Below are 12,283 nucleotides of genomic sequence, written 5' to 3'. Positions count from 1 at the left end.
CCACGGTGACAACGAGCAATTGCCCCCGACGCTGAGAAGGCACTGGTACGAGGACGACAGTGATGAACTTTTCGGTGTTGCCGCCAGAGATCAATTCGCTACGGATATTCGCTGGCACGGGGTCCGGGCCAATGCTGGCGGCCGCAGCCGCCTGGGACGGGTTGGCCGACGAGTTGAGCACGGCGGCGGCCGCGTTTTCGTCGGTGACGTCGGGGCTGACGGGCGGGTCGTGGCAGGGCCCCGCGGCGGCGGCGATGGCCGCCGCGGCCGCTCCCTATGCGGGCTGGCTGGGTTTAGCGGCCGCCCGCGCCGGTGATGTGTCCGCGCAGGCCAAGGTGGTGGCAGCAGCGTTCGAGGCGGTCCGAGCGACCACGGTGCATCCGATGCTGGTGGCGGCCAACCGCGCCCAGCTGGTGTCGCTGGTGCGGTCGAATCTGTTGGGGCTGAACGCGCCGGCAATCGCGACCACCGAGGCCGAATATGAGGCGATGTGGGCCGCCGACGTGGCCGCGATGGTGGGTTATCACGGCGGCGCGTCGGCGGCGGCCGCGCAGTTGGCACCATGGCAGCAGTGGCTGCAGAGCCTGCCCGGCCTGCCGGGGCAACTGGCTGGCTCAGCCACCGCCGCTGCGGCCGCGAATGGTTGGCCCAACCTGGGCATCGGCAACACCGATAGCAACGTGGGCAGTGGCGACGTCGGCACCCAAAACCTGGGCAGCGGCAACACCGGCAACACCAACCTGGGTAGCGGCAACACCGGCAACGGCAATCTCGGTAGCGGCAACCGCGGTGACAGCAACGTCGGCAGCGGAAATCACGGCGATAACAACGTGGGCTTCGGAAACGCGGGGCTGGGGGGAACCGCGGGCAACGACAACTTCGGCAACGGGAACCTGGGCAGCGGCAATACCGGCAGCGGCAACATCGGCAACCAAAACCAGGGTTGGGGAAATCAGGGCGACAACAATGTGGGCCTGGCAAACCGCGGCAGCGGCAACATGGGCTTCGAGAACACCGGCAATAACAACGTCGGCTTCGGCAACACCGGTTCGGGAAACATCGGCATCGGCCTTACCGGCAACAATCAGATGGGGTTTGGGGGCTGAATTCCGGCAGCGGCAATCTCGGCTTCGGCAACTCCGGCACCGGCAATGTTGGTTTCTTCAACTCCGGGGTCGGGAACTGGGGCATCGGAAACTCGGGTGCCATCGATACCGGCTTTGGCAACTCGGGCTTCATCGACACTGGCATCGGGAATTCCGGCGCGCTCAATACTGGCATCGGGAACTCGGGCCTCAACGCGGGCTCGGGGTTCAACGTGGGATTCGGCAACTCGGGAATCAACAATTTCGGCGTGGGAAACTCGGGCAGCTTCAATGCGGGCAGCTTCAACTCGAGCACCAGCAACCTGGGTAGCTTCAACTCGGGCAACTTCGTCTTGGGCGGGTTCAACGTGGGCAGCTTCAACTCGGGCGCGCACAATACGGGCGCCTTCAACGCGGGCGGCTACAACACTGGTTTCTGGAATGCGGGCGATATCAACACCGGCATGTGGAACTCGGGTGATCTCAACACCGGCTTGGGCAGTGCGATCACCCAAACCGTCGCGAACTCGGGCTTCTTCAACGCCGGGTCAACTAGCTCGGGCTTGTTCAACGTGGGCAGCGGCGGAAACAACACGGGATTCTTCAACGTCGGTAACGGCGGCTACAACACCGGCTTCGTCAACGCGGGCAGCGATGGCAGCAACGCGGGCTTCTTCACCTTGGGCGGCTACAACTCGGGTGTGCTGAACATCGGTTCGTTGAACTCCGGTGTCCTCAATTCCGGCACCGCCAATTCCGGTGTCCCCCTGATACTGCTGCTTTCCCTGCTGTCGTTCGTCCCGTTGCTGTAGCAGGTCACCACGACCGACGCTGCCCGCCGAGCCGCCGCCCGGTGATGGTTGTGGGCACAATCCGAAGCCAGACGTTGTGGATGCCGAGCGCCCACGGCTTGGGGAAGTGGCCATCCATCTCTCGCAGTAGCGCCGGAATCCGTTCCATGTCGACCTCTGCCCCGGGACCGCGCACCAGGACACTCCATGCCGACTGCTGGCCCTCGTCGACATGGTCGACCTCGAAAGCGAGCATCGGTTGGGCCATCGCCGCTTGTTTCGCGCCCCCTCAACTCGGACGACGATGTCGTGTCCGGCCATCGCGTAGTTGACGGGAACGGCGACCGGTCCGAGGTCGTCTTGGTACACCAGTCGGCCAACCCGCCCGGTAGCGAGCAGCTCAAAGCATTCGGCGTCGGAGAGTTCTTCGAGCTCGCGTTGGGCCATCACGCGATTCTCGTCGGCACGCACCGGTCACCGCCACGGCCGAAGGTCCCCATCTCGGCACTGCTCGCGGTTTGGGCGGCCGAGCCGAGTCCCCTATTCGTCTTCCTCGCCGGGAACGTTGAACAGCCCGAGTTGCAGGGTGTCTGCGATCTGGGCCACAGCGGCTTGGGCGCGAACGCTGTTGCCCACCTTGTCCAGCGGCGGCGAGAAGGCCGCTATCGCCAGCTGCCCCGGCGCGACGGCGACCAGCCCGCCGCCTACGCCGCTCTTGGCGGGCAACCCGACCGTATAGGCCCAGTCGCCCGAGCGGGTGTAGACACCTTCCATCGTCATCTCGGCGAGCACATGCGGAACATTCTTGCGTGCGATCACTCGCTTGCCGGTGATCGGATTCGTCCCGCCGTTGGCCAGCGTCGCCCCCATCACAGCCAGGTCCGCCGTCGTGACCAACGTCGAGCACTGGCGGGTGTAGATGTCGCAGGCTTCCATCGGATCGCAGTAGATGTATCCGCTGCCGCGCAGCAGCCAGGCGATGGCGCGATTGTGAAAGTTGGTGGCCTGCTCGGAGGCGTTGATCTCCTCGCTGATCGAGATCTGACGTCCCGCGAAATCGCTTTGCGCCCCGACGATCTGGCGCCAGCGGTCCTCGGGACCAACGGCGTCCACCAGGCTGGTCGTCGATATCGCGCCGGCATTGACAAGCGGCGACATCGGTTTGTCGTTGTGCAGCTCGAGCGCCAGCACCGAGTTGAACGCCTCACCGGTTGGGTCCGCGCCAACCTTGAGGCGCAGCTCTCGGGGACCGCGTTGTTCGATCACCAGCGCAAGAGTGAAGATCTTCGAGATCGATTCCAGCGCAAACTCGTACCCCGCATCACCCGCGGTGAAGACCTGTCCGTCGACGGTAGCGACGGACACTCCGAATAGGGTCGAGGGCACCTGCGCCAGAATCGGAATGTAGTCGGCGTTCTTGCCGCCGTGCTTGTTCTTCTGCTTCTCGTGTGCGTCGAGGACTGCCTTCTCGATCCGGGCGTTCGACACCGAAGTGGGAGCCATGGGTTCAATTCTGTTCGATGGCGCCGGCATCAGCGGCGGCGACAGCAGTCAACGGCGCATCCCGCATTCAGGCCGCGATGCCGAGTTCCTGGTTGATCTGCGCGAGGTATCTCGGACCGTCCAGCGTCAGCAACACCCAGTCGTGAATCTGGCCATGGGCCAACACGAAGTTGAACGGGGCTCCGATGGCTGCGGCTTCTTGCTGCAGGACGAGCACGTCCGGGGCGAGGATTTCCTGCGACCCCGCGTAGACGTAGGTGGGCGGAAGTCCACTCAGCGACCCGTATAGCGGACTCACCATCGGGTCGGTCACGGCGAGATTGCCCGCCCACGCCTTGCCGATCTGTTGTGCGGGCCCGAACGGGAGGAGCGGGTCCTGGACGAAAGCAATATTTGGATTGGTCATCCCAAGGTCCAGCCATGGCGACAGCAAAACCATCGACGACGGCACTTGGCTCCCCTGGCTCGCCATGTATTCGACCGCGCTCAGCGCCAGGTTGCCGCCCGCGGAGTCGCCGATCACGCTGACGTTGGCGGCACCATGTTGCATGATCTGGTTTGAGATGAGGCCGGCCATCGCCGGTACCACGGTGCCGGCCGTACCCCCTTCCTGCAGCAACGGGTAGATCGGCACCTGAATGGTCGCGCCGGTCTGGTGGGCCATCACCGAATAATTGATCCAGTGCAGAAAAGAGGGCGGAAAGATAAATGCGCCACCGTGAATGGCGACCACGTAGTCCCCGGTTGGTTGAGCCGGCGTGATCTGCACGATGCTCATCCCGTCATATGTGCTGTACTGCACCGTTTCGCCCAGTAGCAAGTTCAACAGCGGCGGCGGGGAATTGCCGATAAACCACGACAGCGGCGGGATGTCGCTGGCAACCAACGCCAGCAGCGGGTTGCCGGGAACCGCAATTTGACTGTCGAGCCCGGACACACTCAGCAGTGACTTTAGCGGCAACAGCGCAGTATTTTCAAATCTGGTTATCAGCAACGGGGTGCCGGTAAATGTCCCGGTCTGCGATGCCGCGAAGGGAGGATCGGCCGGCGCCCCAAAGATCGTGGTGAACAGCGTGTTGGACACCTGGGTGAATTCGGTGGCCAATGTTGTGGCGGCCTGTTCGATCTCCTGCTCGACCAGGACAAGACCGTTGTCCAGGGCTCGGGCGAATTCGCCTGGCAGATTCTCCAGCGCTCGGGCCCACGGCCCCAGCGCCGCGACCGTCGCCGACGCGCTGGAGTAGTAGCCACCCATCGCCGCGACATCCTGAGCCCACATCTGTTCATACGCGGCCTCAGCGGCCGCGATCGCCGGCGCATTCTGGCCGAACAGGTTCGAGAACACCAGCGACACCAGCTGCCCGCGGTTGGCCACGATCAATCCGGGGTCCACGATGGTTGCCAGTGCCGCCTCATATGCGACGGCCGCCGCCCGGGCTTGGGTTGCCGACTGCTCGGCCTGAGCGGCGGTGCCCCCCAGCCAATCCAGGTATCGGACCGCCGCGGCCCGCATCGACGCCGATGCCGGGCCTTGCCAGGCCTGGCCAGCCAGCTCTGAGGTCACCGAGCCAAATGCGGAGGCCGCGGCGCTCAACTCGGTACCGATCCCGTCCCAGGCGGCGGCCGCTTCCAGCATCGGCCCCGGCCCCGGCCCATCAAGCAGCAGCACCGAATTCACCTCGGGCGGCCACATCCAGAAACTCACTAGCGGTCCCCCTCGATCAGCACTTCAGCGGCCCCTTTGCAGCAACGTACATCTTCGACGCCTTCGAGAGGGCTCTAATGCGCAGGCGCGAGGGGACACGGGGGGCTACCGGCCGGCGCGGAACACGCTGCGGGGTGCTCATATTGAATACGCTCCGACCGGCGAGAATTCAACTAAATTCGGACAAGACAAATCTGACTCAAAAAATTCGTAAAAGGAATTTACAGGGTGATTGCAACCCGTTAGAACCGCGCCAGAAACATCGCCTCGATAACCGCCACAGGTAACGTTGAGTCGACCAGCCGAATCCTGCTCAACCGTTTAATCAAACCCAGACGGTCATCATTTAGCAGGAGTTCAGTGATTAGTGATCCGATCAGGAGTTCCGTCGTGCCCCTACGACTCATCGCACTATCTATCGCAGTAGCCATCTTCCCGCTCGTGTGCAATGCGCCAAAAGCGGGAGCCGCACCCCAGGGTTCCGTTCCTTGTGCAGTGCCCAGGGCTCCGGCGTTGTTGATTAGCAGGCTTGTGAGCTGGGGAATTGTGGATTGAGGAGGTCTAGGCGGCGGTTGGCGGTCAAAGCGGTGATCCGGCAGGCTTCGGCGATGTTGTCGGCGCCGTTGAGGCGGTGCAGATTGATCGCGGTGTTGCGTAGCGTTGCTAGGACCTGTGCGCCGTTTCCGGTATGTGCCCTTTGACGGTCTTCGTCGAAGGTGACGTCGCGTATCCAGTGCAGGCTGTTCTCGATTCCCCAGTGTTGACGCATCCAGGTCATGATCGCGGTAGGGCGGGCGTGCTCGAACGGCAGGCTGCAGATGGCATAGACCACCTCCACGCTGCGCTGGTCGGTGGCGGTGATCAAACGTTCACGAGTGATCCGGATGATTTGTTTTGCGTAGGGGAAGCCGATTCCTCGTGCAGCGGTGATGATTTGCAGGGTGCGGGTCTCGACACGGCCGTGGCCGCGGGAGTCGTCGGTAGCGGCTGCGGGCACCTCGGCCCAGGGCAGCGCGGTGATACGCGCAAGTATTTTGGCTTGGTTGGACTTGACGATCATCAGGTAGTGCGACTTCAAGGTGGCGCAGATCAACTTCGCGGTGACGACCTGGGTATGCATCGCATCCACGGTGACCAGCCACCGCAAGCTACCCGGCAGCAGCGTGAGCAGGGCACGTACGCAGGGAATTTCATTGCTTTTCTCGGCGACAGCGAGTTGACCGAGCACCAATCGGGCACGGTGGGCGAACACCGACACGAGATGCGTGGCTGTCGCTTTGGCGCGTAAAGGCACCACGCAGCATCTTGCCGTCCAACGCGATCGGCACCAATCCACTGGGGTCGCTGCTGGCCACGTGTGCAGTGAAGTAACTGCCCATCCTGGCGTTGAGGTCGGCGGGGTCTAGCCGAGACAAAACATCGCGGAAGATCTTCTCACTGGGCCGCCGGAACCGGACCCCTAATTAGGCCAACACATCATCGGGAGCGGTGGCCGCCCATGTAGCAAAACCAGCATAGCCGCGCATCCCCGCGGCAGTGGCCAGAACCGCGATCGCCAACAAAGCCATCAGCGAATACCTCCGACCGCGTGGGTCCCTCGGGTCTAGCACCGAGACCAACACATCGAGAAACTCCGATCCGATGACCTCGCTACGCTCACCAGGACTCCAGCGGTCGAACACCTCTGGAACCGACGACACAGGCAATACTGAAACGGTAGGCACGGGCAACTCCAGACCAACGACGAACAGTAACCAACTCGATCGTTCTCCAGATAGCCCGTGCCTACACTCCGGCCCCAATAGCGCGGCACCAAAGATCATCAACCCAGCTCACAAGCCTGCTAATCAACAACGCCGGAGCCCTGGTGCAGTGCCCGATCAAATTCGCAATATTCTCGACAACCAAGTGTCGCCCGGAATCAACGAGACACGCAGGATAATCAGTTCGCCGTACTTATCCGGCGGATGGCAGCGGCGGGACGCCACAGGACAGCTAAACACAATGCGTCAAGGTATTTTGCGCCTTCAGGATCTCAATGCCGACCACAACGTCCCCGGTTTAGAACCTCTTCTCGGCAGGCTGGACCGTGCTTCAAACAATCTGCAGAAATCGGTCGAAGGGCTCTACTGGTTGGATGACGGCTCGACCAGCCTGGCTTGGCCAGAGGCGGGCACTTGGGGCAGCTTCGATTACATGGAAGAGCAGACAAATGCCGTATATGGGTTGGCAAATGATCTGTCTGGTAAATGTTCCTGATGTCCCCTGACCTGCGCCGCGGACCATTGATGGCGCGCGGGGCGGGTCAGGCCCGTTCGAAGTACGTCATGAGTTTGAGTGCCACCCAGGGCCGCGGCCACCGGTCAGCCACAGACCGCGGCGGACGGCGGCGAACTGCCCGATGCGTTGATAGAGCAGCTGAGTCATGGTCGACGCGGGTGCCCGCAACACCGCGTCGGGGCGGTCCTCAGGCCGGCGTTCGCGCATCTCGGCGGTTCCGTCGTGAATATGGATGAGATACGGGCGCGCCGCGGGGACCTGGAAGGCCACACAAATATCGACGTTGGCGCCCACCCCAGGGCGTAGGTAGATGGGCACCATCTCCCTTGCCCCCCGCAGTATCAGCGCCATGTCGCGTTCGGGTAGGTCCCAGGGCAGCTTTACCGCTTGCGCGACATCCTGGCCGTGCAGGAGGAATTCACCCAACAAGTTGGTCTGCGCGGTGTTGGTCGACATGAAGCCGCAGCCATGAAACGGGATGGCCAGCCGGTCGTCGCTGTTCGCGTCGAAGAAGGCGTCGATCTCCGGAAGCAGTGCCTGAAGCTGATCGGCGAGTTCGGACACCGGGGCCAGCACCGCCTCCAGCTCGGACTGATTGAGTGCGGCGACAGCACTTGCGCTGCCCGCGTGCCGATAGTCACGCCCCCGCGCGATCTGGTGATAGCGGTGCGCCAGTGTCAGCACATGGGCCGCGATCTGCTGCACTGTCCAATCGTGGCCCGGCGGTCGGGCCAGCGGGTCCGCGGTGCGAATGAGGCGATCAAATCGCTTGTTTGCCAGCGAAATTCGATCTCGTAACTCATCTCGGGAGGTGTCGACAAGGGCGATGCACTCGGCTGCGTTCATCACGATCTCCTTGCGGGAGGACGTTACTGCATAGTGCAGTATTATTTGCTGCATCATGCGGTACTGTCAATAGCATGACGCCTCAACCAACTGCCAGTTCTTTCGCAGTCCTCGGATTGCTGGGCGTGCAACCCTGGACGGCATACGAGCTGGTAGCCCAGTCGAAGCGGAGTCTGCACTGGTTTTGGCCCCGGTCGGAGCGACATCTGTACGCGGAGCTCAAGCGTCTGGTCGAACGCGGACACGCCGAAGCGCACGTGGAGGGCGGGCGGCGGCGGCGCACCCGCTACACGATCACTCCCGCTGGCCGCGCCGCGCTACAGGCCTGGCTCGGCACGGAGCCGGCACCCCCGACGCTCGAAATCGAGGGACTGCTTCGGGTCATGCTCGCCGACCAAGGAAACATGGACGATCTGCGCGCCGCCGTCGAAGCGACAGCACGGCAAGCGCGCACGGTACGCGCCGAAGGTCTACCGCTCGTGGCGGAGCTGCTCGCGACGGGAGGACCGTTCCCGCAGCGACTGCACCTCGACGAACGCCTCGTGTCCTTCTACTCCGACTTCAACAATCTGCTATTGCGTTGGTGCGAAGAGACTCTGGCCGATGTCGAGACCTGGCAAGGCACTCAGGACATCGGGCTCACCCCCAGCGGCCGGCAACGACTGGTGCGGGCAATTAGCGAACACCCCTAGGCCGTGGCTTCGCATTGAGGTTCAGCGGGTACAACTACGGATATGAACTTCCCTCACCAGTTCGGCTTGGCGCAGATCGTGCTGGCGGGCATCGCCGTCGCCGCCGTGGTGATGTTGCTGTCGTCGGTGGTCGGACGACGCCGGAAGGTGCATTCCGGCGACCGCTCGGGAGCGGCGGCGCGCGGGCGCCGACTGCGATTCCGGCCCGGGCGAGCGGTCACCGGCGTTGCGCTGCTGGTTGTTTCGCTACTGATGCTCTGGTTTGCCACGCTGGTGCAGACGTATTTGGGGTTGACCGGCGAAGTCAAGGCCGCCCACGTGGTGGCGACGCAGGTCAGCAACTCCGCGCATGAACTCAACGTGGATCTCACCCTCTACGACGATGCCGGCAAGGCCTATAGCCGCCACACCTATCAGCTCGAAGGCGACATGTGGGTGCTGCAAGCCGACATCGTCGAGCTTCACCATTGGGTCAATATCTTGGGCATGCATTCCGGCTACAAGGTGACCCGCCTGTTTGGTGAGCGTCTCGACGGTGTTTCACCGACACAGCACCAGATCTTCCTCAACGGCGGTGACGGGAACTTCTTCGCCGAAATGCGCGGCGGCAAGTGGTGGACCAAGCCATTCGTGCGCTCGGCCTACGGCAACGCCGTCATCGCCGCACCGGGCGAATTCGACGTCTACATATCCCAAGACGCGATCAAGGCCCGCGAGAGCGGCGGTTAGCGGGCCCTACCCCGCCGGGCCAACCCGGCGGATCGAGCATTCAGGACGATCAGGCATGCTGGGCATGTGTTCGACGCGCTCGACCACGTCATCCTCGCCGTGCGCGACCTCGACAACGCCACGCGGCGCTACGCCACGCTGTTGTCCCGCAGCCCGTCGTGGCGCGGAGATCATCCCGGCTAGGGCACAGCGAATACGCTGTTCCGGCTGGACAACACCTACCTCGAGCTGATCACGCCGCGCGGCGATGGGCCCTTCGGGCAGCGGATCACCGCGCAGCTCGATGAACGCGGCGAGGGCCCGATCGGGCTCGCATTCGCGACGGCCGATCTCGACACGGCGCATGCGCGGCTCGCCGCAAACGGGCTCGAGCCCTCGCCGGTGTCCCCCGGTCTCGGCCGCGACTCCGAAACCGGACAGGTGCGGCGCTGGCGCAGCGCGCTGTTACCGGAGACCCGCACCCGGGCGGTGTTGATGATCGCGATCGAGCACGAGTCGCCGGATCGCCTTGCCGAGGCCGCACTAGTCGGATCCCCGGATGCGGTGGTCACCGGGATCGATCACGTCGTGGTCAAGACATCCGACGCCGATGCGGCAATCACGCTCTACCGCGACCAGCTCGGCCTGCGTCTCGCGCTGGACCGCAGCTTTGCCGACTGGGGCATGCGGCTGGTGTTCCTGCGCGTGGGCGGAGTCACCATCGAGATCGCGCAGCCACTGGGCGACGCGCGGCTTCCAGCCCGAACCGATCAGGTGTGGGGGCTGTCCTGGCGCGTCCCCGACGCCGATGCCGCGCGAAGGCGCCTCGCCGAAGCCGGGTTCGACGTCTCCGAGGTTCGGGTCGGACGCAAGCCGGGCACCCGCGTGGTCAGCGTGAAGGACGGTACGTGCGACGTACCGACACTTCTGATCGAGCCCGCCGCACCGGCGTAGTAAGGGCTCCGAGGACCACCGACCCGAATCGGCCGGGATGCGATCAGACGGCCTTGGTGGAGCCGACGTAGGACAGCACCACGTCGGATTCATCGGTAATCCGGGTCAGGGTCGCGTACGAGCGGACGAACGATTGACCAACGCACCCATCGATCTTGAGATGGAAGGCGCTGATCATGATCCAGGGATTTGCCCCCTTGAACTCTTTTCTGACCACTGGCACCACGACGACGAACCCGGGCTTGAGCCCCACACTGACCACGTTGTTGTATTGCCCGGTTATCAGAGGAATGAGAATCGGCGGCTGGCCGGGCCCCAGGGGTAGTTCGGCGCCGATCGAGGGGGCAACACCGCCGCTATTGGCCATGACGAAGCCGTTGGAGGTGCTCATGTCGATGCCGCAGCCAATCTCGTAGCCGACCTCGAGGATGCCCCGCGGGGTTTCCGGCCCGGTTAGCGAAGCGCCGAAGATCCCGCTGGAGAGGTACTCCCGAGACGAGATCGCGGTGGTCATCGGCGCCACCGGAACGTGTTTCTCGTCTTTCGCGCCGAGCGCCACGACCCAGCCGTCAGGGGTGGTGATCTTGGCGGGTGTGCCAGGCGGCACCGCCCCGTCATCCGGTGGCACGGCACCGGGCGGGGGTTGGGCGTCCGGTTGTGCACCTGCCGACGGCGCGGAAATCGATACGACTAGGCACACAGCGAGAACCGCGGCACGACGAATCACCGCGGAAATCGGCATCACAGCCGATACGCTAGGCACCGCCCGATTCGCCTCACGGCTTTGCTGGTTGAAGAAATCAGAGTTGTTTCCCGTTTGTAGCTGGTTCGCGACGCAGACACGTCACTCTGGACACGACCCGGTCGGTTTGTGGCGGGTGGTTGTGCAATTCGTGTACTTACTTGGTTTGCCGGATCGCTAATGGCTGCGCTTGGCGACTAAACTTCACACTTAGCCAGAAATTCGTGGCAGGCGGCAGAGAGGTTGATCAATGCCCCTTCGGAGAATCGCTCACGCAGTGTCGGCAATCCTGATTGCGCTGACGGCTCTGGTGGGTAGCAGCGCGATCGCCAACGCGGACCCAGAAGATGCGACTCCCCCGATAATCGACGATTCGCTCATCCTCACCCAGCCCCCCGCCCAGGATCCACGCGCGTTGCATCAGAGCCATCCGGAGGGCGCCTTGGAAGGCCAAGGCCGGATCGGAATGGTCTGTCAGAATCACAATGTGAGATGCCAGAAGATGGGCTTCTAGGCTTCACTATCGGCGTTCAACGCGTCGACCACGCCCCGGTCAGGGGCACAAAAACGAAATGGGCGGGCACCGCACCGCGTCCGGCGGAAGTGGCCCCTCCGCGTAGACCCCACCGGATACCTGGTGAAAGTCATGGCAGACGTTCATGTCCCAGGTTTGGGCCAGCTCCCGCACCGCCCACGGCACCGGTTCGCCTGGGCACCAAGTGCCGTGACAGATCGGGTCACATCTCGAATCGGCCCGGGCCGTCCCCGCGCCTAGCGCCAAACCGGCAAGCCCCAGACCGATATAGACGAACACCGTCATTGCCGAGCCGACGACTAGTGGTCTCAGCCGTGACACCGCACCCACCAGGGCAGTCGCCTGCTTGCTGGAAGCCGAAGATTCACACATCGTGGAACTTCTTTCGCTCAAATCCACTGACGCCATTGTCTGGCGTCGTCACGCGAAAAGTAGCGGCGCG

Annotated in this window: 11 protein-coding genes and 4 pseudogenes; 8 read left to right on the top strand and 7 right to left on the bottom strand. The window is 63.5% G+C overall.

What is annotated here, in order from left to right; all coding sequences use genetic code 11:
- Positions 1–62 precede the first annotated feature (62 nt).
- Positions 63–1,897, top strand: a pseudogene (locus CKW46_RS10510) (PPE family protein).
- 4 nt (positions 1,898–1,901) lie between these two features.
- Here CKW46_RS10510 and CKW46_RS10505 read toward each other — a convergent pair.
- The 4 genes and pseudogenes from CKW46_RS10505 to CKW46_RS10490 form a co-directional block, all read right to left on the bottom strand.
- Positions 1,902–2,323, bottom strand: a pseudogene (locus tag CKW46_RS10505) (pyridoxamine 5'-phosphate oxidase family protein).
- Positions 2,324–2,416: 93 nt separating this feature from the next.
- Positions 2,417–3,379, bottom strand: a complete 963-nt coding sequence (gene glsA / locus CKW46_RS10500; protein WP_011741248.1) for a glutaminase A — start codon at positions 3,377–3,379, stop codon at positions 2,417–2,419.
- 67 nt (positions 3,380–3,446) lie between these two features.
- Positions 3,447–5,072 (bottom strand): triacylglycerol lipase LipY, encoded by a 1,626-nt coding sequence (gene lipY, locus CKW46_RS10495; protein WP_015354993.1) that lies wholly within the window; start codon positions 5,070–5,072, stop codon positions 3,447–3,449.
- A gap of 532 nt (positions 5,073–5,604) precedes the next feature.
- A pseudogene (locus CKW46_RS10490) lies at positions 5,605–6,808 on the bottom strand (ISAs1-like element IS2404/ISMul1 family transposase).
- A 148-nt stretch (positions 6,809–6,956) separates the two neighbouring features.
- Between CKW46_RS10490 and CKW46_RS10485 the strand changes: the two are divergent.
- Positions 6,957–7,343, top strand: coding sequence for a hypothetical protein (locus CKW46_RS10485; protein ID WP_232047557.1), 387 nt, complete (start codon positions 6,957–6,959; stop codon positions 7,341–7,343).
- A gap of 66 nt (positions 7,344–7,409) precedes the next feature.
- On the opposite strand, the gene CKW46_RS10480 is transcribed toward CKW46_RS10485, so the two are convergent.
- Positions 7,410–8,210, bottom strand: a complete 801-nt coding sequence (locus tag CKW46_RS10480; RefSeq protein WP_117435298.1) for a maleylpyruvate isomerase N-terminal domain-containing protein — start codon at positions 8,208–8,210, stop codon at positions 7,410–7,412.
- A 74-nt stretch (positions 8,211–8,284) separates the two neighbouring features.
- Here CKW46_RS10480 and CKW46_RS10475 point away from each other — a divergent pair, with 74 nt between their 5' ends.
- The 5 genes and pseudogenes from CKW46_RS10475 to CKW46_RS10455 all read left to right on the top strand — a co-directional run bounded on the left by CKW46_RS10475 (position 8,285) and on the right by CKW46_RS10455 (position 10,564).
- Positions 8,285–8,902, top strand: a complete 618-nt coding sequence (locus tag CKW46_RS10475) for a PadR family transcriptional regulator (protein ID WP_117435296.1) — start codon at positions 8,285–8,287, stop codon at positions 8,900–8,902.
- A gap of 42 nt (positions 8,903–8,944) precedes the next feature.
- Positions 8,945–9,631 carry a hypothetical protein gene (locus tag CKW46_RS10470; protein ID WP_012393381.1) on the top strand — a complete coding sequence of 229 codons (687 nt, stop codon included), beginning with the start codon at positions 8,945–8,947 and terminating at the stop codon, positions 9,629–9,631.
- Between the two features lie 66 nt (positions 9,632–9,697).
- Entirely contained in the window at positions 9,698–9,814 is a 117-nt protein-coding gene (locus CKW46_RS10465) for a VOC family protein (RefSeq protein WP_238559543.1), read from the top strand.
- A 15-nt stretch (positions 9,815–9,829) separates the two neighbouring features.
- A pseudogene (locus CKW46_RS10460) lies at positions 9,830–10,081 on the top strand (VOC family protein); the annotation flags it as partial.
- A 24-nt stretch (positions 10,082–10,105) separates the two neighbouring features.
- The gene (locus tag CKW46_RS10455; protein ID WP_262491543.1) at positions 10,106–10,564 is read left to right on the top strand and encodes a VOC family protein; all 459 of its coding nucleotides are present in this window, start codon (positions 10,106–10,108) and stop codon (positions 10,562–10,564) included.
- Between the two features lie 43 nt (positions 10,565–10,607).
- Here CKW46_RS10455 and CKW46_RS10450 read toward each other — a convergent pair whose 3' ends face one another.
- Positions 10,608–11,306, bottom strand: a complete 699-nt coding sequence (locus tag CKW46_RS10450) for an MspA family porin (RefSeq protein WP_188069285.1) — start codon at positions 11,304–11,306, stop codon at positions 10,608–10,610.
- Between the two features lie 277 nt (positions 11,307–11,583).
- Here CKW46_RS10450 and CKW46_RS10445 point away from each other — a divergent pair, with 277 nt between their 5' ends.
- Positions 11,584–11,820 (top strand): hypothetical protein, encoded by a 237-nt coding sequence (locus tag CKW46_RS10445; protein WP_252872251.1) that lies wholly within the window; start codon positions 11,584–11,586, stop codon positions 11,818–11,820.
- 39 nt (positions 11,821–11,859) lie between these two features.
- On the opposite strand, the gene CKW46_RS10440 is transcribed toward CKW46_RS10445, so the two are convergent.
- Positions 11,860–12,213, bottom strand: coding sequence for a hypothetical protein (locus CKW46_RS10440; RefSeq protein ID WP_012393378.1), 354 nt, complete (start codon positions 12,211–12,213; stop codon positions 11,860–11,862).
- Positions 12,214–12,283 lie beyond the last annotated feature (70 nt).

The organism is Mycobacterium liflandii (assembly GCF_022354805.1).
Taxonomy (GTDB): Bacteria; Actinomycetota; Actinomycetes; order Mycobacteriales; family Mycobacteriaceae; genus Mycobacterium; species Mycobacterium marinum.
This window is presented reverse-complemented; position numbering and strand designations above follow the sequence as displayed.

What these genes read in the sequence shown, in the direction of transcription:
- CKW46_RS10475 (WP_117435296.1), top strand. Translation starts at nt 8,285, where the DNA reads ATGACGCCTCAACCAACTGCCAGTTCTTTCGCAGTCCTCGGATTGCTG.
- CKW46_RS10470 (WP_012393381.1), top strand. Translation starts at nt 8,945, where the DNA reads ATGAACTTCCCTCACCAGTTCGGCTTGGCGCAGATCGTGCTGGCGGGC.
- glsA (WP_011741248.1), bottom strand. Translation starts at nt 3,379, where the DNA reads ATGGCTCCCACTTCGGTGTCGAACGCCCGGATCGAGAAGGCAGTCCTC.
- CKW46_RS10455 (WP_262491543.1), top strand. Translation starts at nt 10,106, where the DNA reads ATGATCGCGATCGAGCACGAGTCGCCGGATCGCCTTGCCGAGGCCGCA.
- lipY (WP_015354993.1), bottom strand. Translation starts at nt 5,072, where the DNA reads ATGTGGCCGCCCGAGGTGAATTCGGTGCTGCTGCTTGATGGGCCGGGG.
- CKW46_RS10440 (WP_012393378.1), bottom strand. Translation starts at nt 12,213, where the DNA reads ATGTGTGAATCTTCGGCTTCCAGCAAGCAGGCGACTGCCCTGGTGGGT.
- CKW46_RS10450 (WP_188069285.1), bottom strand. Translation starts at nt 11,306, where the DNA reads ATGCCGATTTCCGCGGTGATTCGTCGTGCCGCGGTTCTCGCTGTGTGC.
- CKW46_RS10480 (WP_117435298.1), bottom strand. Translation starts at nt 8,210, where the DNA reads ATGAACGCAGCCGAGTGCATCGCCCTTGTCGACACCTCCCGAGATGAG.